At 65.0% G+C, this 23864-nt stretch carries 24 protein-coding genes and 3 pseudogenes; 6 read left to right on the top strand and 21 right to left on the bottom strand.

Features of this window, described 5'->3' with window-relative positions; all coding sequences use genetic code 11:
* The first annotated feature begins 4 nt into the window (after positions 1-4).
* Positions 5-1895: pseudogene (locus tag ACSKB8_RS25800) on the top strand (CHASE2 domain-containing protein).
* A 39-nt stretch (positions 1896-1934) separates the two neighbouring features.
* Here ACSKB8_RS25800 and ACSKB8_RS25795 read toward each other — a convergent pair.
* From ACSKB8_RS25795 to ACSKB8_RS25780, 4 genes are all read right to left on the bottom strand, one after another.
* The gene (locus tag ACSKB8_RS25795; protein ID WP_438107274.1) at positions 1935-3437 is read right to left on the bottom strand and encodes a glycosyltransferase family 39 protein; all 1503 of its coding nucleotides are present in this window, start codon (positions 3435-3437) and stop codon (positions 1935-1937) included.
* A gap of 6 nt (positions 3438-3443) precedes the next feature.
* Positions 3444-4577, bottom strand: a complete 1134-nt coding sequence (locus ACSKB8_RS25790) for a glycosyltransferase family 2 protein (RefSeq protein WP_091889161.1) — start codon at positions 4575-4577, stop codon at positions 3444-3446.
* A 243-nt stretch (positions 4578-4820) separates the two neighbouring features.
* Complete coding sequence (locus ACSKB8_RS25785; RefSeq protein ID WP_438107272.1) at positions 4821-5015, bottom strand: hypothetical protein; 195 nt, start codon at positions 5013-5015, stop codon at positions 4821-4823.
* Positions 5016-5102: 87 nt separating this feature from the next.
* Positions 5103-5468: a hypothetical protein gene (locus tag ACSKB8_RS25780; RefSeq protein ID WP_438107270.1), complete on the bottom strand. Its 366-nt coding sequence runs from the start codon at positions 5466-5468 to the stop codon at positions 5103-5105.
* 95 nt (positions 5469-5563) lie between these two features.
* Here ACSKB8_RS25780 and ACSKB8_RS25775 point away from each other — a divergent pair, with 95 nt between their 5' ends.
* Together ACSKB8_RS25775 and ACSKB8_RS25770 are read left to right on the top strand one after the other, a co-directional pair.
* A complete protein-coding gene (locus ACSKB8_RS25775) occupies positions 5564-6400 on the top strand; it encodes a DUF72 domain-containing protein (RefSeq protein WP_438107268.1) in 837 nt (278 codons plus the stop codon).
* 8 nt (positions 6401-6408) lie between these two features.
* Positions 6409-6870 carry a DUF488 domain-containing protein gene (locus tag ACSKB8_RS25770; protein WP_370988948.1) on the top strand — a complete coding sequence of 154 codons (462 nt, stop codon included), beginning with the start codon at positions 6409-6411 and terminating at the stop codon, positions 6868-6870.
* A 124-nt stretch (positions 6871-6994) separates the two neighbouring features.
* Here the strand turns inward: ACSKB8_RS25770 and ACSKB8_RS25765 are convergent.
* The 6 genes and pseudogenes from ACSKB8_RS25765 to ACSKB8_RS25740 all read right to left on the bottom strand — a co-directional run bounded on the left by ACSKB8_RS25765 (position 6995) and on the right by ACSKB8_RS25740 (position 12994).
* A pseudogene (locus ACSKB8_RS25765) lies at positions 6995-7908 on the bottom strand (PhzF family phenazine biosynthesis protein).
* 162 nt (positions 7909-8070) lie between these two features.
* Complete coding sequence (locus ACSKB8_RS25760) at positions 8071-9378, bottom strand: adenylate/guanylate cyclase domain-containing protein (protein WP_438107266.1); 1308 nt, start codon at positions 9376-9378, stop codon at positions 8071-8073.
* Between the two features lie 30 nt (positions 9379-9408).
* On the bottom strand, positions 9409-10572 hold the full coding sequence (locus ACSKB8_RS25755) for an ABC transporter permease (protein ID WP_128946572.1): 1164 nt from the start codon (positions 10570-10572) through the stop codon (positions 9409-9411).
* Positions 10573-10584: 12 nt separating this feature from the next.
* Entirely contained in the window at positions 10585-11517 is a 933-nt protein-coding gene (locus ACSKB8_RS25750; protein WP_438107264.1) for an ABC transporter ATP-binding protein, read from the bottom strand.
* Positions 11514-12302, bottom strand: coding sequence for an HlyD family secretion protein (locus ACSKB8_RS25745; RefSeq protein WP_438107262.1), 789 nt, complete (start codon positions 12300-12302; stop codon positions 11514-11516). The genes ACSKB8_RS25750 and ACSKB8_RS25745 overlap by 4 nt, the downstream gene beginning before the upstream one ends.
* Positions 12299-12994 carry a TetR/AcrR family transcriptional regulator gene (locus ACSKB8_RS25740; protein ID WP_438107261.1) on the bottom strand — a complete coding sequence of 232 codons (696 nt, stop codon included), beginning with the start codon at positions 12992-12994 and terminating at the stop codon, positions 12299-12301. Before ACSKB8_RS25740 ends, ACSKB8_RS25745 begins: the two co-directional genes overlap by 4 nt.
* 101 nt (positions 12995-13095) lie before the next feature.
* Here ACSKB8_RS25740 and ACSKB8_RS25735 point away from each other — a divergent pair, with 101 nt between their 5' ends.
* The 3 genes from ACSKB8_RS25735 to ACSKB8_RS25725 are packed head-to-tail and all read left to right on the top strand — an operon-like array spanning position 13096 to position 14327.
* Positions 13096-13431: an ArsR/SmtB family transcription factor gene (locus ACSKB8_RS25735; protein ID WP_438107259.1), complete on the top strand. Its 336-nt coding sequence runs from the start codon at positions 13096-13098 to the stop codon at positions 13429-13431.
* Positions 13428-13901, top strand: coding sequence for an SRPBCC family protein (locus ACSKB8_RS25730; protein ID WP_091888923.1), 474 nt, complete (start codon positions 13428-13430; stop codon positions 13899-13901). The genes ACSKB8_RS25735 and ACSKB8_RS25730 overlap by 4 nt, the downstream gene beginning before the upstream one ends.
* Positions 13902-13913: 12 nt before the next feature.
* Positions 13914-14327, top strand: coding sequence for a GFA family protein (locus ACSKB8_RS25725; protein WP_438107257.1), 414 nt, complete (start codon positions 13914-13916; stop codon positions 14325-14327).
* Between the two features lie 105 nt (positions 14328-14432).
* On the opposite strand, the gene adhP is transcribed toward ACSKB8_RS25725, so the two are convergent.
* The 11 genes and pseudogenes from adhP to ACSKB8_RS25670 form a co-directional block, all read right to left on the bottom strand.
* The gene (gene adhP / locus ACSKB8_RS25720; protein ID WP_438107256.1) at positions 14433-15458 is read right to left on the bottom strand and encodes an alcohol dehydrogenase AdhP; all 1026 of its coding nucleotides are present in this window, start codon (positions 15456-15458) and stop codon (positions 14433-14435) included.
* Positions 15459-15600: 142 nt separating this feature from the next.
* Entirely contained in the window at positions 15601-16011 is a 411-nt protein-coding gene (locus tag ACSKB8_RS25715) for a DUF2000 family protein (protein ID WP_438107254.1), read from the bottom strand.
* Positions 16012-16197: 186 nt separating this feature from the next.
* On the bottom strand, positions 16198-16587 hold the full coding sequence (locus ACSKB8_RS25710; RefSeq protein WP_091888931.1) for a DUF4189 domain-containing protein: 390 nt from the start codon (positions 16585-16587) through the stop codon (positions 16198-16200).
* Between the two features lie 208 nt (positions 16588-16795).
* Positions 16796-18401: pseudogene (locus tag ACSKB8_RS25705) on the bottom strand (NTP transferase domain-containing protein).
* Positions 18398-19099 carry an XdhC family protein gene (locus ACSKB8_RS25700; protein ID WP_438107252.1) on the bottom strand — a complete coding sequence of 234 codons (702 nt, stop codon included), beginning with the start codon at positions 19097-19099 and terminating at the stop codon, positions 18398-18400. The pseudogene ACSKB8_RS25705 and the gene ACSKB8_RS25700 overlap by 4 nt, the downstream one beginning before the upstream one ends.
* A gap of 2 nt (positions 19100-19101) precedes the next feature.
* Positions 19102-19425: an XdhC family protein gene (locus ACSKB8_RS25695; RefSeq protein WP_008564652.1), complete on the bottom strand. Its 324-nt coding sequence runs from the start codon at positions 19423-19425 to the stop codon at positions 19102-19104.
* 10 nt (positions 19426-19435) lie between these two features.
* Positions 19436-20638, bottom strand: coding sequence for a vWA domain-containing protein (locus ACSKB8_RS25690; RefSeq protein WP_091888937.1), 1203 nt, complete (start codon positions 20636-20638; stop codon positions 19436-19438).
* 161 nt (positions 20639-20799) lie between these two features.
* Entirely contained in the window at positions 20800-21723 is a 924-nt protein-coding gene (locus ACSKB8_RS25685) for an AAA family ATPase (RefSeq protein ID WP_438107249.1), read from the bottom strand.
* Positions 21724-21784: 61 nt separating this feature from the next.
* Positions 21785-22591, bottom strand: a complete 807-nt coding sequence (locus tag ACSKB8_RS25680) for an FAD binding domain-containing protein (protein ID WP_130218699.1) — start codon at positions 22589-22591, stop codon at positions 21785-21787.
* 33 nt (positions 22592-22624) lie between these two features.
* The gene (locus tag ACSKB8_RS25675) at positions 22625-23110 is read right to left on the bottom strand and encodes a (2Fe-2S)-binding protein (RefSeq protein WP_091888943.1); all 486 of its coding nucleotides are present in this window, start codon (positions 23108-23110) and stop codon (positions 22625-22627) included.
* Positions 23111-23244: 134 nt separating this feature from the next.
* The gene (locus ACSKB8_RS25670) at positions 23245-23691 is read right to left on the bottom strand and encodes an SRPBCC family protein (RefSeq protein WP_091888945.1); all 447 of its coding nucleotides are present in this window, start codon (positions 23689-23691) and stop codon (positions 23245-23247) included.
* Positions 23692-23864 lie beyond the last annotated feature (173 nt).

Below are 23864 nucleotides of genomic sequence, written 5' to 3'. Positions count from 1 at the left end.
CCGCATGCGTAGCCGACGCGTTCAGATCCTGGTGGCACTCGTCCTCACCGCGCTGTGGGGCGCGGGCGTCTATGCCGCGCACGCCAACGGCCATCTGCGCTTTCTCGACCGCCTCGAAGCGACGCTGACGGATTGGCGGACCCAGGTCCGCGGCGTGCAGCGTCCGCCCGATCTCGTCACCATCGTCGCGATCGACGATACCGTGGTGAAGCGCGGCGGCAGCTATCCGCTGCCGCGCGCCGATCTCGCCCGCGTCGTCGACACCATCGTGCAATTCAAGCCGAAGGTCGTCGCGATCGACTTGCTGCTGGTCGACCGCAGCGCCGCGATCGGAGATGCGACGCTCGCCAACACGCTCGCCACCGGCCCGATGGTGCTCGCGGCCGCGGCGATCTTCCCGGCCGCCAGCGAAACCGTGGCGCCGAGCAGCGACGGTCCCCTCGCCGTCCTGCCGCAGGCCGAGCGCTTCCTGCTGCCGCTGCCTGCGCTTCGCCGACCATGCCGAGGTCGGCGTTGTCAACGTCGCGACGGGACAGTCGGGCTCGCCGCTCTCGGTGCCGATGCTGTTCCGGACGGCCGACAAGGTCGAGCTGTCGTTTCCCTTGCGCGTGGCGGCCCGCGCGCTGGACAAGCCGCTGACGATCGCGCCGGATCATCTCAGGCTCGGCGACCGCACGGTGCCGACCGACAGCGACTTCGCGCTGCCGATCACCTATTACGGCCCGCGCCGCACCATCCGCACCGTCAGTGCGCAGAGCATCTTCGACGGCACTCTCAACCGCGCGGTGATCGAGAACCGGATCGTCGTGATCGGCGCCGCGGTCGCCGGCGGCGGCGACTTCTACCCGACGCCGTTCGATTCGCTGATGCCCGGCGTCGAGGTGGTCTCGACCGCGATCACCCACCTTGTCGCCGGCGACAGCATCGTGCGCGACCGCCGGGTCCATATCGCCGACGCGCTCGCCGCGAGCCTCTTGCCGATGCTGCTGGTCGGCCTGCTCGCCTGGCGGCGCAGTGCGCTCGGCATCATAGCGGCGGCCGCGGTGATGCTCGCCTGGGCCGGGCTCAACGTGTTCGCGTTCACGCATGGGGTCTGGCTGAACGCCGCGACCACGCTCGCGGCCACGGTGCCGCCGGTTGCGGTCTTTGCCGGCGTGCAGTTGTGGGCGGGAGGCCGCCGCACGCAATATCTCGCCGCCAAGAGCAGGTCGCTGGCGCAATTCCAGGCGCCGGCGGTGCAGGACTGGCTGGCGCGTGATCCGAATTTCCTGTCCAAGCCCGTCCGCCAGGACGCAGCCGTGGTCTTCATCGATCTCTCCGGCTTCACGGCGCTGAGCGAACGGACCGATCCAGACGCGCTCCAGGACATGCTGAAGGCGTTTCACGCGCTAGTGGACAAGACCGCAGTCGATTGCGGCGGCTTGATCACCGGCTTTCTCGGCGACGGCGCCATGATCCTGTTCGGCCTGCCGCGCGCCATGCCCGATGACGCGGTGCGCGCGCTGAAATGCGCGATCGACTTGCATCGCGGCGTCGAACGCTGGATCGCCTCGCTGCCGCCAGCGATCGGAGATCAGCTCGGCTTCAAGATCGGCGCGCATTTCGGCGAGATCGTCGCCTCCCGCCTTGGCGAAAGCCACCAGCACATCACCGCGACCGGCGACACCGTCAACGTCGCGAGCCGGCTGATGGAGATCGCCGCCCAGCACGACGCGCGGCTCGCGCTGAGCGATACGCTGCTGAATACCGCCGACTTCCACGGCGCTCCCGACGGCGTCCTGTCGGGCCCCCTGCTCACCCAGGTCCGCGGCCGCTCCGGCGTCGTGACCGTCTGGTTCTGGCGGGACCGCGATGGGCCGAGGCAGGCTGCCGCCAGGGCCGAGCTGATGGACTGAATCCTTCGCCGGGACGACGATGCGGGGGCAGCGCGGTCGCTACCGCGCTTCCGGCGGCGGTGAGCGGTCGAGCACGTCGCCCTTGGCGCCTTCCAAGAGATCGATGCCGTAGGTCTCGACCACCAGCGGCCCGCGCTTGCGCTGCAATTGCGCAATCTGCGTCACCGTCGCGAAGAGATCGTTGAGGACGGGATGACCATCGCTGCGCAGCTCGTCGACATAGAGCAGCTTGCCGGCGAGCAGCTTGGGATCGGGCTCGGGCATGTTGACCCAGCGGATGCGCTGGCTCTGCTGCGCCACGCAGGTGCCGCGCGGCAGATAAAAGGCAAGCCAGCCTGTGGTGCCGTAGTCCTGCGCGAGCACACAGGTCGCGCCACTGCGCGTGCGCACGGCTTCGATCTCGGCAGCAAGATCGCGCCAACCGATGCCGACGCTGCGCACGGTGGCATCGCGGCGATATCCGGACAGCCAGCCGGTATTGGCCTGCACGATCAGGGCTGCAAACATCACGACGCCTGTTGGCGCGGCCCAGCGCAGGCAGAAATCCACCAGGCGCCGCTGGCGCGGCTTCCATTGCACGAGATTGGCGGCGGCGGCCGCGGCGACGATGAAGGGCGGATAGACCGGCGCGAACCAATTGGCCTCGACGCGGGCATGCAGGGAATGCCAGACGAAATAGGCGACGATGGTCCAGAACATCGTCTCGATCAGCACGCGCGAGGCCAATGCACCGGCCCGGTGCCAGGTCAGCGCATGCAGCCCCATCGCGCCCAGGATGAAGACGAGCGGGGTCGCGAACGCGATCTGGGTCGGGATCAGCTCGGCGATGAAGACAGGACGAAAGTCCTCGATTTTGGCGCGGCCAAGCTGCTTTGCGAACGAGACCCATTGATGGTCCGCATTCCAGAGGATCACCGGCGAGAACAGCGCAAGAGCAACGAGACCACCGAGATAGGGCCACGGCGAGAGGAACCAGGGCCTGAGCTTCGGCACGGCCGCGAGCCAGATCAGGATCGCTAGCCCAAAGAACATTGCCGTATATTTCGACAGCAGCGCCGCGCCAACGGCTGCGCCGACCGCGAGCCACCAAACGCCGCGGCCGGTCTCCAGCACCTTTGCGAGGAAGAACAGCACGAAGCTGGAGGCGACCAGCAGCGGCGCATCGGGCGTCACGATCAGCGTGCCGACCGACGCCATCATCGTCACGTTGAGCAGGATGGCGCTGTTCGCGGCCACGCGCGCGCCGCCGAACAGGATCGCGGTGGAGCGATAGACCGCATAGCTCATCGGCAGCGCCAGCAGGATCGAGACGAGGCGAACGCCGAGCTCGGTGTCGCCGGCGATCATGGTGCCGGCGCGGATGACATAGGCCACCATCGGCGGGTGGTCGTAGTAACCGCCCGCCAGATTGTTCGACCACATCCAGTAATAAGCTTCGTCGAAGGTGATCGGCGTGAACGCGGCGGCGACCAGTCGCAAGCCGACCAGCGCAAGAATTGCCAGCGCGGTGTTGCGGACGATCCCCGCGTCAGCTCCGCCCATATCGCGCTATTTCTTGCGCCAGACAAACAGTCCGGACATCGCGTAATTCCACACCACGCCCATCAGCGCGCCGGCCATGCCGGCCAGCCACCAGATCGGCTCCTGGTCGTAGACCGAGAAGGCGACGCCGACATTGGCAAGCAGGCCAACGCTACACACGATGTAGAAGGCGATCAGACCGCGCAGCAGCGCAAGACCCTTCAGCCGCTGGTCGCGATAGGTGAGGAAGTTGTTGAGGATGAAATTGCTGGTCATGGCGACGATAGCGCCGGCGGCCTGCGCCTCCGGAAAGGGCACCTTGAACAGCTGAAGCGCGATGAACAGCGTGGTCAAATGCACCACGAGGCCGATGCCACCGACCATCGCGAACAGGATGAAGCGCAGCGAGACGATGTCGTTGCTCAGCTTGGCCAGGACGAGGCCGAGGAAGTCCAGCGCGACCATGGAATCGAGCTTGCTCTCGCCGTGCTGCCGGGCGCCGAAGGTGTAGGGAATCTCGACCGCCCGCAAGCCGCCATGCGCGGTCGCGACGAGGTCGAGCAGGATCTTGAAACCGTGCACCGAAAGCTTTGGCGCGAGCTGCTCGAACCGATCGCGGCGAATCATGAAGAAGCCGCTCATGGGATCGGCGATCTCGACCCGCAGCATCTTCCTGGCGACCTCGGTCGCGAGCGCACTGGCGCCGGCGCGCTGCTTGTTGAAGCCTTCGCTCTTGTAGCCCTCGATGTAGCGGCTGCCGACCACGAGGTCGGCCTCGTCGCTCGCGAGCAGCAACAGCATCTTCGGCAGTTGCGTCTCGTCGTGCTGGAGGTCGGCGTCGATCACGGCCACAAAGGGTGCGCTCGAGGCGAGGATGCCCTCGATACAGGCTCCCGACAGGCCGCGGCGGCCGATGCGGCGGACGCAGCGCACGCGGCTGTCGCGCTGCGCCAGCGCGCGCACGACGTCCCAGGTGCCGTCGGGCGAATTGTCGTCGACGAACACGACCTCCCAGGCGACGTTGGTGAGTGTCGCCTCCAGCCGCCGGTACAGCACCGTGACGTTGTCGCGCTCGTTGAAGGTCGGGACAATGACCGACAGTTCCGGCCCTTCTTGAGCCTGCGGCAGGTTGTCGACGCCCGGTCTGATCACTTCATTCATGACGGCAGCGTATATCCGCCGCGTCATGCGCTGCCAAGCCGGGGTTTTCCAAGGGGAACGGCCCAAAAGAGGCCCTAAAATGCCAACGACCCCGGAACGGCGGACCGCGCGTACATCCGGCGCAGGCCCAAGCTATTCCAAGGTCGTCCCAGCGACGGAGTTTTCGCTCAACGTCACCGTTGAAAGCTACGATCGGAACGACGAATCCGCTTCGCAAGAGGACCAAAACCCGATTTTGGCGCCCTATTGGTTGGGTACTTCCCAAATCACCGGCCCTCGCGGCGCCGGAGCGGCCGGGGCTGCGGGTGCCGCAGAAGGGGCCTGCTCGACTTTCGCCGGCTTGCCGTACTGGCCAATCGGTCCGAACACGACGGCGACCGCAAGCACGATCGCCGCGACGATCGCGCCCAGAATGCCCCCCACCGACTCAGACGACATGGACCCATCCCTGTTCCAGATGCGCCCAGTGATACCATGGATGAGCGCGCAGCCGGAAGGGCCGCCGGGCCGCAGCGGCCAATGGAGCTATTTCTGCGGCGGCCGGTGCTTGACGAAGGCCGTCACGATGTCCTTCTGCGCCAACTCCACCGCCCTGTTCGCGGTGGCGAGATGGGCACCGGAATCGATGTTGGGATATTGCGTGGTGAGATCGTCGAGCAGCACCACCCGGTAATATTGCCGCTCCGACGGACAGGCGCCCGCGACCGAACGGCCAAAATCCTGTTCCGACAGGCCCTGATTTAAATCGCGGGAATATTCCCGCGCCAGGCAGTGCCAGTAATCGTCGCGGCCCTGCTGGGCGAGCTTCTGTGCGCTTTTCGCGTCGTCGTCATCCGCCATGGCGGCAGATGTCATCATGACGAGCGCGGCTCCCAGCAACAGCATCCGCATTCTTGTTCTCCTTCTTCGCGGGTCGCGAGCTTAGACGGGACGGGCCAACTGGCCAATCACAACTGGTTTGATTAGGATGAGGTCCCTCCCCGTCGATGCGAGATCCTTCCGTGGCCAAAGCAAAAACCGCGTCCAAAAAATCCGGCAACATCTTCATCGGCATCGGCGGCTGGACCTTCGAGCCCTGGCGCGGCGTGTTCTATCCGGAGAAGCTGACGCAGGCCAAGGAGTTGTCCTACGCCGCCTCGAAGCTGACCTCGATCGAGATCAACGGCACCTATTACGGCTCACAGAAGCCGGAGAGCTTTCGTAAATGGGCAAGCGAAGTGCCCGAGGGATTCGTGTTCTCGGTAAAGGGCCCACGCTTCGCCACCAACCGCCGTGTGCTCGCCGAGGCCGGCGATTCCATCAAGCGGTTCTACGATTCCGGCGTGCTGGAGCTCGGCGACCATCTCGGGCCTGTGCTCTGGCAGTTCGCGCCGACCAAAAAATTCGACGGCGCCGATTTCGGCAAGTTTTTGGAGCTGCTGCCGCGCAAGCTCGAGAGGCGCGCGCTGCGCCATGTCGTGGAGGTGCGCCATGACAGCTTCTGCACGCCTGACTTCGTCGCGTTGATCCGCGAATTCGAGACGCCGGTGGTGTTCGCCGAGCACGGCAAATATCCGGCGATTGCCGACGTCGCCGGCGATTTCGTCTATGCACGGCTTCAGAAGGGCAATGACGAGATCAAGACCTGCTATCCGCCGAAGCAGCTCGATGCCTGGGCCGAGCGCTTTCAGGCCTGGGCGTCGGGAAGCGAACCCGACGACCTCCCGAAAGTCGACAAAGCCAAGCCGACGAAGGAGCCGCGCGACGTGTTCGCCTACGTCATCCACGAGGGCAAGGTGCGCGCGCCGCACGGCGCCATGGAACTGATCGCGCGGGTAAGCTGAGGTCTCCCATGGCAAAGGCGAAGAAGCTCTTCACCATCGGTTATGAGCAGACGCCGCCCAAGGCCGTGCTGGACGAACTGGAACAGGCCGGCGTCAAGCTCGTGGTCGACGTGCGCGCGGTGACATCCTCGCGACGGCCGGGCTTCTCCAAGAAGCAGCTCTCCGCGGGACTCGACGAACGCGGTATCGCCTATATCCATCTCGCCGCGCTCGGCACGCCGAAGGAAGGCCGCCTCGCCGCCCGCAGCGGCCAATACGACGTGCTGGAAAAAATCTATTCAAAGCACCTGAAGACGCCGCAGGCGCGAGAAGAGATGGACGAGCTCTCGGCGCTGGTGAAGAAGGCCGGCCCCGTGTGCCTGCTCTGCTACGAGCGCGACCACACCCACTGCCACCGCCAGATGATCGCGGAGATCATCGAGGAGCGCGATGGCGTGGCGGTGAAGAATTTGGCGGGGCGGCAGGTGTAGCCACACCGTCATTGCGGGGCGCGCGCAGCGGGAACTCGAGATCCATTAAGCCAAGGAGTTGGTGGATGAATCGATTCCGGGCTCAGCGCTTCGCGCTGCCCCGGAATGACGAGCTGAGAGCACCCTAGCCCTCTCCCGCCAACCGAAACGTCCCTTCCATCATCTGCACGCAGCTGCCGCCGACATGGGCCGAGATGATCTTGCCGTCCTGCTTGCGCACCCGCGTCAGCAGCAGGCTGGCCGGCCCATGTCAAAGCCCTGGCCGACCGTGAGCTTCAATTCGCCGTCGCGCGCGGGGTCAAGATCGGCGAACAGCGCGGCGGCCGCGACCGTGGCGCTGCCGGTGGCAGGGTCCTCGGCGAGACCGCCGGCACCGCGCATGAACATCCGCGCTTGAAGCTCGCAGGGCGCCTCCACCGCGGGCACATCGCGCGTATAGAACCAGGCGGAGACTGCGCCGTCGCGCGGAAATATCCTGCCGAAGGCCGCCGCGTCGGACCTCGCCCGCTTGAGCGCATCGCGCGAATGCAGCTCGATCACCAAAAATGGCGTTCCAACACCGACGACCTGCGGCGCGTGACGGTCGAGCTTGATATCCTCCGCGCTGAGCGAGATGCAGCTCGCGGCATCCGCGGCAGACAGTTGCGACAACCGCGCCAGCGGCTGCGGCGCGGTGAGCTCGGTGCTCACCACCCGGCCCTGCTCCCGCCGGATGTCGACCGGCACGAGCCCGGCCTTCTCTTCGAACAGCAGGCGCGGCTTCGGCTCCTTGGCGATCGTCGCCAGCACGAAAGCCGTGCCGACATTCGGATGACCCGCGAAGGGCATCTCCCTGACCGGGGTGAAGATGCGCACCTCGGCATCATTCGCCTTGTCACGCGGCGGCAGCACAAAGGTCGTCTCGGAATAGTTGAACTCGGTCGCGATCGACTGCATCTGCCGAGTGGACAGCCCGCCAGCATCGAGCACCACGGCGAGCTGGTTGCCGCCGAAGGCGCGATCGGTGAACACATCGACGGTGATGTAGCGACGCTGCATCTTTCACTTCCCCATGCAAGTCGCGGCCGCAACCGGCCGCATCGCCGGCAAGTCTACAGGCCGGCGACATCGCCCGTCATGCCCCAAAATTCGGAGCAATCGGAGCATTCGCGGAAGCGACGTTGCGGGCGCGCCTTGCCTACGCCCCGATCTAGACAGCGCTCACCCCAATTGAAACACCGCGACCGGCCGCTCATAGCCGCGCACCTCGACCTCGCCGCGCGCGACGGCATCGCTGCCGTCGTCTCCCAGCGCCTCACGCACGGACTCGGAGATCAGGAGCTGGGAGCCGAGCTCCTTGTTCAGCGCCTCCAGGCGCGAGGCGAAGTTCACGGTGTCGCCGATAACCGTGTATTCCTTGCGCCGGGGCGAGCCGATGTTGCCGGCGACGACCTCACCGAAATGGATGCCGATGCCGATCCGCAGCGGCCAGCTCGTCTGCGCGTTGATGCGGTCCATCGCCGTCAGCATCTCGCGGCCGGCAGCGACCGCGCGGTGCGCGGCGTCGGAGGCCTCCAATGGCGCGCCGAACAGCGCGAGAAATCCGTCGCCCAAAAATTTGTTCACGATGCCGCCGTGGCGGTCGAGGATATCGACCAAAACGGCGAAGGCGCCGTCGAGCCGGTCGACCACCTCCTGAGGCGTGCGCGACTGCGCACCGGCCGTGAAGCCGCGGAAATCGACGAACATCACCGCGACGCGGCGGAGGTCGCCGCTTGCAGTCGTTCCCGCCGCCATCAGCCGCTCCACCACCTGCGGCGAGACGTGCTGGCCGAACAGATTCGTCACCCGGTCCCGCGCGGTGGTCGCCGCAATGCTCGCGGCAAATTGCCGCCGCAGCTGCGCGCCGACGGCGCCCGCCAGCACGCCGCAGATCAGGATGATGATGCTCCGCACGGCGTGGAAATAAATCAGGGGTTCGTCGGCCTCGCTCGCCGAATTGTAATATAGCGCGATTGCTAGAAGCCCGGCTGCAGCCACGAAACCCGTGAAGGTTGAGAGCCAGAAATCGAGCCGCAGGGTCGAGAGAATGACGAAGATGAAGTACATCAGCGGCACGGCGAAACCGAGCGCCTGGCTCGCGCCCATGGTCCGGATCTGAAGGATGAGGATCACCGTAGGCAGCGACGTCTCGATCAGCGTGCCGAGATAGCGCCGGATCACCGGCAGGTCGCGATCAAGGCGGAGGTTCTTCCTGATCTGGGTGTGAACCCAGACCTCGAACAGGATGAAGCCGACCAGAAGGCCATAGATCTCGATGAGTCCTTCCGTTCCGCGCCAGACCCGGTTCACGACAGCAGGATCGATCAGGTAGATTGTGGTGAGGAACAACATCATGACGCAACCCGTCATGATCAGCGCGCGCACCCGCAACAGCTCGGTGCGGAGCACCTCCCGCGTCAGCTCGCGCTCGAAATCCTCCGATAGCACGGCATGCTGCCGGGCTTTCCTGCTTGCAAACCTGACCATTTCAGCCCTCGATTCCGGGGGCATTGTGCCTCAATCCAGCGTGCGGCGGAAGCGCGTCACGGCGATGGTCATGGCGAGCAGCATCAGGGCCGCCAGCGCCAGCGTGTCGAAGCGCAGGTTCTGCATGGTCGCGCCCTTCAGCATGATGGCGCGGACGATGCGCAGGTAATGGGTCAGCGGCAGGGCCTCGCCGACATATTGCGCCCAGGCCGGCATGCCCGCGAACGGGAACATGAAGCCGGAGAGCAGGATGCTGGGCAGGAAGAACATCATCGACATCTGCATGGCCTGGAGCTGGTTCTGCACCAGCGTCGAGATGGTGTAGCCGATCGACAGATTGGTCGTGATGAACAGCGTCGAGAGCAGCGCCAGCAGGAACAGATTGCCGAGCACAGGCACGCCGAACAGGCCGACGCCGATGCCGATGATGAGGAAGGCCTGCACGAAGCCGACCAGCACGTAAGGCACGATCTTGCCGAACATCACCTCGACCGGCTTGATCGGCATCGACAACAGGCTCTCCATGGTGCCGCGCTCGACCTCGCGCGTGACCGAGAGCGCGGTGAAGATCAGCATGGTCATGGTGAGGATGGTGCCGACCAGGCCCGGCACGATGTTGAGGCTGGAGGCCGCGGCCGGATTGTAACGGGCATGCGCGCGGATCTCGAACGGCATCTCCGGGGGATCGCCGATGTAGAGATCGTGCTTGAGCGCGGTCTGCACCACCATGCCGAGCGAACCGATCGCCGAGCTCGCCGCAACGGGATCTGTGGCGTCGGCCGCGACCAGCAGTGCCGGCTTGTCGCCGCGCCGCACCGCTCGCTCGAAGCCGCGCGGGATCTCGACGCCGAACAGCACCTTGCCCGATTTCAGCAGATTGTCGAAATCTTCGACGTCGTGCACTTCATAGAGGAAGCGGAAATAGGCGGTGTTCTCCAGCGCCTTCAGGATCGAGCGGGCGAGATCGGAATCCTCCTGGAGCAGCACCGCGCTCGGCAGATTGTGGGGCGTGGTGTTGATGGCGTAGCCGAACAGCATGAGCTGCATCACCGGTAGCATCACGATCATCGCGAAGGACACGCGATCTCGCCTCAGTTGGATGAACTCCTTGATCAGCATCGCATAGGAGCGTCTCCAGAAGCCGAAGCGCTCCCGGATTTCGTGCTGTGGCGCGGGATGATCGACAGCGCTCATTGGACATTGTCCTTACTGGAAATTGTCCTTGGAGTGGCTCATCAGCTCGATGAACACGTCTTCGAGCGATGGCGACGACTTTTGCCAGTCCAGGCCGCTCTTCTCGCGCCACGGCCCGATGCTGGCTTCGAGCGCGGCGACGTCGCGCCCCGAAACGTGCAGCGAGGTGCCGAATGGCGCCACCATGTCGATGCCGGGCTTGCCGGTGAGCTCGGCCGCGAGCCCATTCAGATCTTCACCTGTGACAGTGTAGGTGGTGAGCGCGGATTTGGCGATCACCTGCTCCACCGTGCCATGCGTCAGGAGATGGCCATAGGCGATGTAGGCGATCTCGTGACAGCGCTCGGCCTCATCCATGTAGTGAGTCGAAACCAGCACGGTGAGGCCGTCGGCGGCGAGCGCGTGGATCTCGTTCCAGAAGTCGCGGCGCGCCTTGGGATCGACGCCGGCGGTCGGCTCGTCGAGCGGCAGGAGTTGCGGATTGGGCAGCGTGCAGGCCCCGAGCGCCAGGCGCTGCTTCCAGCCGCCGGAGAGCTCGCCCGCGAGCTGCTCCTCACGGCCGGAGAGCCCGAGCCGTTTGATCATGTCGCGCGCAGCGCCACGCGCGTCAATGAGGCCATAAAGCCGCGCGACGAATTCGAGGTTCTCACGCACCGAGAGGTCCTGGTACAGGCTGAAGCGCTGGGTCATGTAGCCGACCTGGCGCTTGATCTTTTCGGCATCGCGGCGGATGTCGTATCCGAGGCAGGTGCCCTCGCCGCTGTCGGGCGTGAGCAGGCCGCAGAGGATGCGGATGGTCGTGGTCTTGCCCGAGCCGTTCGGCCCGAGGAAGCCGTAGATCGAGCCGCGCTTCACCTGCATCGACAGATCGTGCACGACCTCGCGGCCCCCAAACGACTTGGTCAGGCCCTTGACGTCGATCGCGATGCCGTTGCCGCCGCTCATCGCTTGTCCGCCACCGGTGTCTTCGGATTGAGGTAGACGTCGATCGGCTGTCCGACGCGCAAGGCGTCGGGGCGCGAGGGCCGCGCCTGGATCAGGTAGACGAGCTTGTTGCGCTCATCGAGGCTGTAGATGACGGGCGGGGTGTATTCGGCCGAGGTCGCGATGAAATAGATCTTTGCGGTGAGATCGGCCGCGCAATTATCGCAGGCGATCCGCACCGTATCGCCGATGGCGAGCTTCGGCAGCTCGGCCTCAGGCACAAAAAAGCGCAGCTTCATATTGCCGGGCGGCATGATCGAGAGCACCGGGCGCTGCGCCGCCACCATCTCGCCCTCCCGGAAATAGATCTGCTGGATGGTGCCGGCGACCGGCGCAAAGCCCTTGCGCCGCGCCATTCGCGTCTCCGACGTCGCCACCCGCGCTTGCGCGACGCGCAGGGCGGACACGGCGGAGTCCAGATTGGCCTGCGTGCCCGAGCCGGTCTTGTTCAGCGAAGCCGCGCGATCATAGGTCTGCTGCGCATTCGCCAGCGTCGCCTTGTTCTGGTTGAGATCGGCAAGCTGAAGATCGTCATCGACGGAATAGAGATGATCGCCGACCTTGACTTCGTCCCCCTCGCGGACATTGAGCTTGGTCACCCGGCCGGCTTCGTCCGGGCTGACGAAGATCATGTCGGCCTCGACCCAGCCCTGGAAGCCGGGATCGCGCTTCTCGTTGCAGGCTGCAAGCGCGGTTGCGAGCACGACGGCCAATGCAAATCTAAAAATCGCTCGTGACGACCTCATGTCGTCCTCCGTTCGCCAAAAATCAAATCGAGATGAACGCGCAGCATGTCCTGCGCGTCGAGCGGCGCATGCCGCACAAAAAGGCTCTGCCAGATCACCGCGATCATCGCGGGCGCGACCAGGATCTGTGGATAGCGCGCGAGGTCCTTCTCTCGAATCTCGCCGCGGGCGATGCCGAGTTCGATCAGCGCGCGCATGGCGGCAATCCCGCGCGAGACCACTTCGCGGTAGTAGAAGTCGGCAACGGACGGAAAGCGCGGCCCCTCCGCCACGATCAGGCGGACGAGGTCGCCGCGCCTGGTGCCGATGACCTCCTTCAGGAAGTTGCCGGCGAAGGCCTCTATCAGGTCGCGCACCGAGCCCACCGGCGGCGGCAGCGCCGTGAGGCGCGTGACCACCGGCACGATGACAATGCGCACCAGCTCCTCGAACATCGATTCCTTGTCCTTGAAGTGCAGGTAGATCGTGCCCTTGGCGACGCCGGCGCGCTTGGCGATGTCGTCGAGCCGCGTGGCGGCAAAGCCGCGCGCGATGAACTCCTCCATCGCCGCTTCCACGATCGCCGCACGCCGCTCCGCGGCCCGGGCGGCGCGATTTGAAACGCGGGCCTCGGCTTCTGCTCCGGCTTCGTGTGCGTGGCTCCCGGTTCGGGCCACGGATGCAATCGCTGTTCTGGCGGGCTTCTTCGTCATTTGCCATTTATGACTGACCAGTCAGTCATTGTCAATTTAAAGAAGGAATGCACGACGAATTAGTGTTTACTAATGAATTAGCACATGCTAATGTGTTTCTCATGATGGAAGTCACCCCCAACCCCGTAACCGCCGTGATGCGCGCCCTCGCCGACCCAACGCGCCGCGCCGTGTTCGAACGCGTCTTCGACAGCAGGGAAATCAGCGTCGCCGACCTGACACGCGGCAGCGGCGTGACCCAGGGCGCGATCTCGCAGCACCTGAAATCCCTCAAGCAAGCGGGCCTCGTCGCCGAGCGCGCCGAGGGCCGCAATGTCTACTACCGCGCCGCGCCGCAAGGCCTCGAGCCGCTGGTCACCTGGATGGACCATTACGGCGTGTTCTGGCGCGAGCGCTTCCAGAACCTGCGTGACCTCTTGAAGGAGATCGAACCGTGAGTGCAGCCGAGTTGAAAGCCGAGACCCAAGACAACATCAGGGACATCGTCATTGACGAAGTGCTCCCTCATGCGCCGGAGACGATCTGGAAGGCGCTGACCAGCGCCCAGTTGATCGCGCGCTGGCTGATGCAGCCGACCGGCTTCGAAGCGATTGAAGGCAACACCTTCACATTCCAAACCACCCCGGGCGGCGCCTGGGACGGCGTCATTCATTGCCGGGTTCTCGAGGTCGTGGCCAACAGGCGCCTCGTCTACGCCTGGAAAGGCGGCGATGAACGCAACACCGGTTATGGCGCGCCGCTCGACACCGTCGTGACGTGGTCCCTCACCCCGGTCGAAGCCGGCACGCGGATCCGCCTGGTCCATGCGGGCTTCGTGATGCCCAGGAACGAGTCGGCCTACAACGTGATGAGCGGCGGCTGGAAGAAGGTCGTCAGACAGCTCGATGAGATCAGCGGCGAGAAGTGAGGAGATATCGCGATGGACAAGCCCTATTCCGGCGGCTGCGCCTGTGGCGCGATCCGCTATTCGATTGCCGGTGAGCCGCTGTTCAGCAACCACTGTCAATGCCGGGACTGCCAGCGGGAAAGCGGCAGCGGCCATGGCTCGTACGCGACGTTCGCGCGCGCCGGCGTCACGCTGACCGGCGAAGCGAAGCATTGGGATATGGTCGCCGACAGCGGCAACGTGAAGACGCGCGGCTTTTGCACACAATGCGGCGTGCCTGTGTACATGACCTTCGCGGCACAGCCCGGCGTCTTCACGATCCGCGCCGCAACCTTCGACGAGCCCGCCCGCTACAAGCCGCAGGCGGTCACTTTCGCCGCGCGCGGCTATGACTGGGATCGCCTCGACGCCAGCCTGATAAAGTTCGAAGGCATGCCGCCAGGGTGAGGTGCTACAGCGCGATGAGATTGGGATGAATCGTCATCGCGCTTTAGGTTATTGTTTGAGCATGATCTTTTCGGAAAACCGCTTCGCACTTTTCCGGATCAAGCTTTAGCCAAAATCCAGCACCATGCGACCGTCGATCTTGCCGGCCTTCATGCGGTCGAAGACGTCGTTGATTTGCGTGAGCGGCACCTTCGTCACCTCGGCCTTGACCTTGCCATCCGCGGCAAACGCGATGGCTTCATCGAGATCGCGCCGTGTGCCGACGATCGAGCCACGCACGGTGATGCGCTTGAGCACGACATCGAAGATCGGCGTCGGGAATTCGCCCGGCGGCAGGCCGACGAGGCTGACGGTGCCTTTGCGGCGCACCATCTTCAGTGCCTGGGCGAACGCAGCAGTCGACACCGCCGTCACCAGCACGCCGTGCGCCCCGCCTCCGGTTGCCGCAAGAACATTGTCCACGGCCCCTGCGGCGAGTGCGTTGACCGCGAGATCGGCGCCGGCCTCACGTGCGAGCGCGAGCTTGTCCTGGGCGATATCGACCGCCGCGACCTTGAGCCCCATCGCCTTGGCGTACTGAATTGCGACATGGCCGAGCCCGCCGACGCCTGAGATCACGACCCACTCGCCGGGTCGCGCCTCGGTCTCCTTCAATCCCTTGTAGGTGGTGACACCGGCGCAGAGGATCGGCGCAATGGCGGCGAAATCGACGCTCGCCGGCAGCTTTGCGGCGAAGGCGGCCGAGGCGATAACATATTCGGCGAAGCCGCCGTTCACGCTGTAGCCGGTGTTGTGCTGGTGCTCGCACAGCGTCTCCCAGCCGGTCTCGCAATATTCGCATGACATGCATGCATCGTGCAGCCAGGCCACGCCCACGGCATCGCCGACCTTCAAATTCTTCACGCCGGACCCGACCGCGGCGACGATGCCGGCTGCTTCATGGCCGGGAATGAAGGGCGGCACCGGCTTCACCGGCCAGTCGCCGGACGCGGCGTGCAGATCGGTGTGACAGACGCCACAGGCCTTCACCTTGACCAGAACCTCTCCCGGACCGGGCTGCGGCACCGGCACGTCCTCGATCACCAGCGGCTTGCCGAATTGTCTGACAATTGCGGCTTTCATGGTCGGCATCGGTCTGCTCCTTTGCATTACAGACACAGACTAGCGATACCGAGAGGTCCTCCTTTGATGGGCGTCAAACAGCACAAACTTTGCGCAACCCGATCGCCATCACGACATCCCGATGACGGCACGACATGACACGCCTGCGGCCTCAGCTATGGAACTTGAGGCCGTCGATAATCTTGTCGATCACCTTGCGCTCGGCGCGCATCGCGATGCCGACGAGATTGAGCTCGTTGCGCATCACCGCCCTCACCACTTCGCGATTGGCGGCGTCATGCGTCGTCTTGAACATGTCCTCGGTATAGACTGCCGGCTTGACGTTGCGCGTCAGCGCCCGGTCGAGCGCGCGCGATAATGCCGGACCATCCGCGCCATAGATCAGGATCGGCTGGCCGATCAGCGCATGATATTTCGTGCCCGAGGCGTCCTCATAGGCTTCGCCGATGCATTCCGGAAAGGCCGCGGCAATGCCGCTCGTCAGGAAAGACGCGACGTTGAGCTTCTGCCAAGCCTGAAGATCGGTGCGGATCACGACAGCGATCTTGGTGTCGAACTGCATGTGTATTCCTAGATGTCATTCCGGGCGCGCCACTTGGCGCGGGCTCTGATGCGCTGCGCATCGAGAATCCATCGCGTCCCAAAGTCGGGGAGGAATCGATTCCGGGCTCGATGCTCAGGTCCGCGCACCGCGCGGTACCGTTGCATCGCCCCGGAATGACAGCAAGAGGAATCAGCGCTCGAAGGATCAACCCTTGGCGTCGCAGGCCCAGGCGCGGATCACGCATTCCTTGCCGCCATATTTGTAGCATTCGCGCGTGGCGGCATTGAGCGAGTCCGAAATCTTCGGCTTGACGGCAAAGCCATAAGCGCCGCAGGGATTGGCGAGATCGACCGACATCGCAGCGCAGGCGCGCTTCATCGTCACGGTCGTGCAATCGCCCTTGCATTGTTTCTGTGCCGCGGCGCGCGCCTCGTGCTCGGCGCCGTAATCATAGGCCTGGCCATACGCGCCGCACTTGCCGACCGCAATAGCGCCCGCTGCGTGGGCTTCGGTGATGTAACGGGCGCCGGAGACACAAACCGACAGCGCAAAGAAAAACATCGCGCAACGGCGCGCGACGACGTTCGAAGCCATGGAAAAACCCCTCCCCCCAAGGCAGGTGGAGGGGACTCTAAGCGGCGGTCGTTTCCACTTGGTGAACGGGTGGTTGAAATCGGGGAGTGAGAGATGCCGTAGGAAGGTGCCGTAGGGTGGGCAAAGCGCAGCGTGCCCACCAACTGTCGATCGCAACGAAGAGATGGTGGGCACGGCGCTACGCGCCTTTGCCCACCCTACGGCAGCATCATCCGCGTCTTGCCGCTTCCAGCGCCTGCGGGGTGTCGATGTCGAGGAAGGCGCTCTCGCCATCGACGGGCACTTCGGCCACCGCTTCAGTGTGCTTGGCGATCAGATGCCGCGCGCCGACATCGCCGTCGAGGGTCAACAACTCCTTGAAGAAGCGGCGCGACCACAGCACGGGGTTGCCACGGCGGCCTTCGCTGACGGGCACGACGATGAGGTTGCCGCGGTCGGGCGCAAAGCCGTCAATGAGGCGGTCGATCAGACCGGCGTCGATCAGCGGCATGTCGCCGAGGCACACCACGGCGCCGTCGCAGGTCTCGGGCACGGCGGCGATGCCGGCCTTGACCGAGCTTGCGATGCCGCCGGCGAAATCCGGGTTGCGGCAGAATTTGACCCTCAGGCCTTGCAGCGCCTGCTCGACCAGCTCGGCCTGGTGCCCGGTGACGACGATCACCTCGGATGCCCTGGAAGCCAACGCCTGCTCGGTGGCAATTCGCACAAGCTTCTTGCCGTTGAACTCCGCAAGTAGCTTGTTCGGTCCGCCCATCCGGGTCGAGCGGCCGGCGGCCAGGACGATGGCGGCGACCTGGCTGTTGCCCTCGGTCTCGGGTTTTGCGCGCGGCTGCGGCCGCGTCACGATCTCCATCAGGAGGCCGCCGACGCCCATGCCCATCAGCTCGGACCGCGTCACCTTGATGCCGGCGAGCAGCCGCATCAGCACCCAGTCAAAACCGTTCTCGACCGGCGAGCGCGCGCAGCCCGGCGCACCCAGTACCGGCACCTCGCCGGCACGGGCGATCAGCAGCAGATTGCCGGGATCGACAGGCATGCCGAAATGCTCGATCTCACCACCGATGCCGGTGACGGCCGCCGGGATCACGTCGCGGCGGTCGGCGATGGCGGATGCGCCGAACACGATCACGAGTTCGGCGCCAAGACCCAGCAACTCCTTGATCGCAGCCGACAGCGCCTGCTCCTCATGCGGAACCCGCCGCTCGGCGATGATGCTCGCGCCGGCCGGCGCGAGCCGCTCGGCGGTAACACGCAGCGTCTTGTCGATCACCTTGGATGACAGGCCCGGCAGCAGCGTCGAAACCACGCCGACGCGCTGGATCACGTAAGGCGCGATTCTCGAGCACATCCTTGCCGGCCGCCTTGACCGCGGCATCGCGCAAACTCTCGTCGACGCCGAACGGGATGATCTTGACGGTGCCGACCATCTCGCCCTCGACCACCGGCTTGTAGGCGGCGAGCGTGGCAAAGGTGATGGCCTCGTCGACATTGTTGATGCGATCAACTGCGGCGCGGTCGATCACCAGAACGCCTGCGCGCGCGGCAAACAGGTTGGCGCGGCCGGTGAAGGCGCGCTCGACATGGATGCCCTCGCCGCCGACGGCAAGCGCGATGCTGGCTGCCGCAACGTCCTCGGAGACGTCACCCGGCTCCATGCGCACCACCACAATGTCTTTGATCCCAGCGCGCTCCAGCGCCTCGACCTCGGCGGGGCCGATCGTCGTGCCTTTCTTGAGCACCAGCGGCCCCTGGCGCAGGGTGTGGACGGTCACCCCGCCGATCGCATCCTTCGGGCTCGCCGGGCCGAACTTCATGCCGCTTCTTCTTTTTGTTTTGGAGGCAGCCGCAGCACCGCCGTGATCTCGGCCATGATCGCGACCGCGATCTCGGACGGAGAAACCGCGCCGATCGCAAGGCCAATGGGCGCGTGGATGCGTGCGATGTCGCTTTCCTTGGCGCCCTGCGCCCGCAGCCGGTCGCCGCGCTTGGCGTGTGTCTTCCGCGAGCCGAGCGCGCCGATGTAGAAGCAGTTGCGCTCGAAGGCGTGCAGCAGCGCGGGATCGTCGATCTTTGGATCGTGCGTCACCGCGACGAAGGCGGTGTAGGCATCGACATTGAGCGGCGGCAGCGCCGCGTCGGGCCATTCCGCGACGAGCGGAATGTCGGGGAAGCGCTCGGGGCTCGCAAAGGCCGTACGGGGATCGATGACTGTGACGTCGTAGCCGAGCGAGCGTGCCAGCGGCGCCAAGGCCTGGCTGATATGCACCGCGCCGATGATGACCAGCTTGGCGGTCGGCGCATAGACGTTGAGGAACAGCTTCTTGCCGCCAGCCTCGACATTGGCGCTCTTGCCCATGCGAAGCTGCTTGTCGAGTTCTGCGTGCAGCGGATCCTTGGCAAAGTCATTCGCCTTCACCAGGCGCTGTTCGCCGCTCTCGGTGTCCGTCACCAGAATCACCGGCCGGCGCGCGGCGCGCTCGGCGTTGAGTTCGTGCAGGATCGCGAGCTTCACGGCTAACCCACCTTCTCGACGAAGACGCGGATGGTACCGCCGCAGGACAGCCCGACATTCCAGGCGGTCTCGTCGGCAACGCCAAACTCCAGCATCTTGGGCTTGCCGCTCTCGATCACGTCCATGGCCTCGGTGACCACGGCGCCCTCGACGCAGCCGCCGGAGACGGAGCCCAAGAACGTGCCCTCGTCGTTGATGACGAGGCTCGAGCCCGCCGGGCGCGGCGCCGAGCCCCAGGTCTCCACCACGGTGGCGAGCGCAACACCACGGCCGGCCTTTTGCCAGTCCTCCGCCGCCTTCAGAATATCCTCGTCGCGATCGAGCATGGCTAGCCTCTCAAGCTGCGGAGCGGATCAGGCTGCGGTGATGCGGCGGCAGCGGCCGGGAGAGCGTGGTGATCAGCTCCTGGATCGAACTCAAATTATGTACCGGGCGGAATTCGTCAACGTGGGGCAGCATCATTTTGATGCCCTGCGCCTTGGCCTCGAAACCGCTGAACCGGAGCAGCGGGTTCAGCCAGATCAGCCGCCGGCAGGAGCGGTGCAGCCGGTCCATCTCGAAGGCCAGCTTGGAATCCGCCTCCCGCTCCAGCCCGTCGGAGATCAGCAGCACGATGGCGCCCTGGCTCAGCACGCGCCGTGCCCACAATTTGTTGAAGTTGTGCAGCGAGGCCGAGATCCGCGTACCGCCGGCCCAGTCCTCGACCGAGGCCGAGCAGCTTGCCAGCGCCTCGTCGGGGTCGCGCTGGCGCAGGGCGCGGGTGACGTTGGTCAGCCGGGTGCCGAACAGGAACACCGAGACGCGCTTGCGCGCATCGGTGATGGCATGCAGGAAATGCAGGAATAGGCGGGTATATTCGCTCATCGAGCCCGAGATATCGAGCAGCGCGACGATTGGCGCGGGCTTCTCGATGCGCCCAAGGCGATGGATGTCGATGATGTCGCCGCCGGTTCGTAAAGATGCGCGCAGCGTGCGGCGCAGGTCGAGCCGAAGGCCGCGCGGATCGGGTCGTTGCCGGCGCGTCAGGAGCTCGGCCTGCGGCAGGTGCATCCGCTCGACGGCGCGGAGCGCCTCGGCGATCTCGGCCGCGCTCATCTGCGCAAAGTCCTTCTTCTGGAGGATCTCCTTGTCGGAGACCGACAGGCGCAGATCCTGCTCCTGGTGCTGCGGCGTCTCCGTCATGCGCGGCTGCGACATCGCCTCCTGCACGCGGCGGGAGCCTGCCTGCGGCTTCTTCCTAGCCTGCTCCGGCAGCGGCACCGAATCCAGCATGTGCTTCCATTCTTCCGAGGCGCGGAAGAACAGGTTGAAAGCCTGCTTGAAGATCAGCGCATGCTCGTGGCGCTTGACGAAGATCGCCTCAAGCGTGGTGAAGACATCGGCGCGACTGCCGATGTCGATCACCTGGAGCGCGCTCATGGCGTCGATGGCGGCGCCCGGTCCGACCGGCATGCCAGCTGCACGCAGCGCGCGGGCAAAGCCGACGATGTTGTCGGCGAACTGCTCGGTTTGCTCCGGGGCAAGGTGATTGATGGCCATCGATCTACACTCTCAGCCGTCATTCCGGGGCGCGACGCAGTCCCGAACCCGGAATCCATTCCTCCACCATCGCCGCTGCACGATCGGATTCTCAGGTGCGCAATTGCGCACCGTAGTTCGCGCTACGTGCGCCCCGGAATGACGAACTCAATTAACGCGCGTCAATTGTCGCTCGTCGCGTCTTTCAGTACCTTCTGCAAGGCATCGCCCTGCATCCGCGTAATGTCGTCCTGGTATTTGAGCAGTGCGCCTAGCGTATCGCCGACCACTTGCGGGGTCAGCGAGCGGGCGTCGAGCTCCGACAAAGCGGTGGCCCAGTCGATGGTCTCGGCGACACCCGGCGACTTGTAGAAGTCCTGGTTGCGCAGCGCCTGCACGAAGCGCACGACCTGCTGCGAGAGTTTTGCCGAGATGCCGGGCACGCGCGTCTTGACGATCGCGAGCTCGCGCTCGGCGGCGGGATAGTCCACCCAGTGATAGAGACAGCGCCGCTTCAGCGCGTCGTGGATCTCGCGGGTGCGGTTAGAGGTGATGATGACGATCGGCGGATGCGGCGCCTTCACGGTGCCGAATTCGGGGATCGTCACCTGGAAGTCGCTGAGGATTTCGAGCAGGAACGCCTCGAACGCCTCGTCGGCGCGGTCGAGCTCGTCGATCAGCAGCACCGGGGGACCGGCAACGTCGGGCTCCAGCGCCTGAAGCAGCGGCCGCTTGATCATGTAGCGGTCGGCGAAGATGTCGCTCGAGAGCTGGTCGCGATCGGTGTCGCCGGCGGCTTCCGCCATCCGGATCGCGATCATCTGCGCGGCGCTATTCCACTCATAGACCGCGGAGGAGACGTCGAGGCCCTCGTAGCACTGGAGGCGGATCAGCTTCCGCCCTAGCGCTGCCGAGAGCACCTTTGCGATCTCGGTCTTGCCGACGCCGGCTTCGCCTTCCAGGAACAGCGGCCGGCCCATGCGCAGCGACAGATAGGTCACCGTGGCCAGCGCTCGCTCGGCGAGGTAGCCGCGCGACGTCAGGAGTTCGAGCATCGCATCGACCGATGCCGGCAAAGCACCGGAAGAATTGGCCGCTGAAGTCATGAAAAAGCCAGTCTCGCTACGCCCTCACCGGGGACAGATTCGGCCGAGGAATGAGGTCAGCTCATTCCTTGGCATTGGCGGCATCGACGGCGCGACGCGTCAGCACGCCGATGAGATGCGCGCGGTATTCGGCGCTGCCGTGGATGTCGCTGTTGAGGCCTTCCGCCGGCACCGCAATGCCGTCAAGCGCCTTCGCCGAGAAGCGTTTCTTCAAGGCCTCCTCGAACGCGGTGACGCGGAACACGCCTTCGGAGCCCGCACCGGTGACGGCGACGCGCACGTCCGACGGACGCCGCGCCACGAACACGCCGACCAGCGCGTAGCGCGAGGCCTGGTTGCGGAATTTGATGTAGGCCGCCTTCTTCGGCAGCGGAAACATCACCTTGGTGATGATCTCGTCGGCCTCCAGCGCCGTCGAGAACAGGCCCTGGAAATACTCCTCGGCCTTGAGGCGGCGCTTGTTGGTGACGATGGTGGCCCCTAACGCGAGCACCGCGGCCGGATAATCCGCGGTCGGATCATTGTTGGCGAGCGAGCCGCCAATCGTGCCCTTGTGACGCACAGCGGGATCGCCGATTCCGCCGGCAAGGTTCGCTAGCGCCGGGATCGCCTCGCCGACGACAGCGGAGGCCGCGACCTCGGCATGCTTGGCGGTGGCGCCGATCACCAGCGAGCGGCCCTTCATCTCGATCGTGTCGAGCCCCTCGATGTGAGAGAGGTCGACCAGATGCGGCGGGCTGGCGAGGCGCTGCTTCATGACGGGAATCAGCGTGTGGCCGCCGGCGATCACCTTGGCGTCCTCGTTCTTCACCAGGAGGTTGGCCGCCTGGCGAACGGTCCCAGGGCGATGATATTTGAATTCGTACATGGGTGTGTCCTGATCGCGGAGTGCGCGCGCGGTTTACGCGAGATCGGATTTCGCCATCGCCTTCGCGCCGGCGGAGATCGAGGCGACGATGTTCTGATAGCCGGTGCAGCGGCAGAGATTGCCCTCCAGCTCTTCGCGGATGGTGTTGTCGTCGAGCTCATGGCCCTTGCGATGCACAATGTCGATCGCGGTCATGATCATGCCGGGCGTGCAGAAGCCGCACTGGAGCCCATGATGCTCGCGGAAGGCCTCCTGCATCGGATGCAGCGGCGCACCGTCGGCGGCCAGTCCCTCGATCGTCTTGACCTCGTGGCCGTCGGCCATCACCGCCAGTGTGGTGCAGGACTTCACGGCCTTGCCGTCGAGATGCACGACGCAGGCGCCGCACTGCGAGGTGTCGCAGCCGACATGCGTCCCGGTCAGCCGCAGATTCTCGCGCAGGAACTGCACCAGGAGGGTGCGGGGATCGACGTTGGCCGTGACTGGATTGCCGTTCACGATGAGGGAGATTTTTGCCATAAGCACTCTCTATCAGCGCCCCGACGGGTCCCATCGAAGCGGTTCTTATAATTATTCCAACCCATCATATGGGCCATTATGCCCGGGGCAACATCACCCCGGACGCAAGGCGCCATGCCGAAAGGCGATAGCCTTCAGCCCTGTACCGCCTTGGCGAAGTTCGCGAAAAATTCGTCGGCCAGCTTCTTGGCGGCGCCGTTGATCAGGCGCTGGCCGAGCTGCGCCAACTTGCCGCCGATCTGCGCCTCGACGTCGTAGGACAGTAGCGTGCCGCCGTCCTTCTCCGCGAGCTTGACGGCCGCGCCGCCCTTGGCGAAGCCGGCCACCCCACCCTCACCCTCACCGGAGATTTTGTAGCCATTGGGCGGGTCGAGATCGGACAGCATGACCTTGCCCCTGAAGCGCGCGGACACCGGACCGACCTTCATTTTCGCCGTTGCGCGAAAGCCGCCGTCTTCAGTTTTCTCCAGCTCCTCGCAGCCGGGAATGCAGGCCTTCAGCACCTCGGGATCGTTGAGCTTGTCCCACACGGCCTCGCGCGACGCCGCAAGCTGGACTTCGCCGTTCATCGTCATGGCCATGGGTGCCTCCCGGATCGCACAACTATAATGCTGTTCAAGTAACGCACGGAGGCCGTAAAGGAAAGGGCGGGCCCCGGTCACGTGCAATGCATATTCGCAACTGCAAAAAGCTTGCGCCGATGGTTTGGGATTGGCACAGGCGGGTCATGGTGGTTAGGTCCTGCACAATATGA

The organism is Bradyrhizobium sp. BR 1432, from assembly GCF_051547705.1.
In the GTDB taxonomy this organism is placed as follows: domain Bacteria; phylum Pseudomonadota; class Alphaproteobacteria; order Rhizobiales; family Xanthobacteraceae; genus Bradyrhizobium; species Bradyrhizobium zhanjiangense.
The sequence above is the reverse complement of the archived record's forward strand: the minus strand, read 5'-3'. Positions and strand labels throughout refer to the sequence as shown.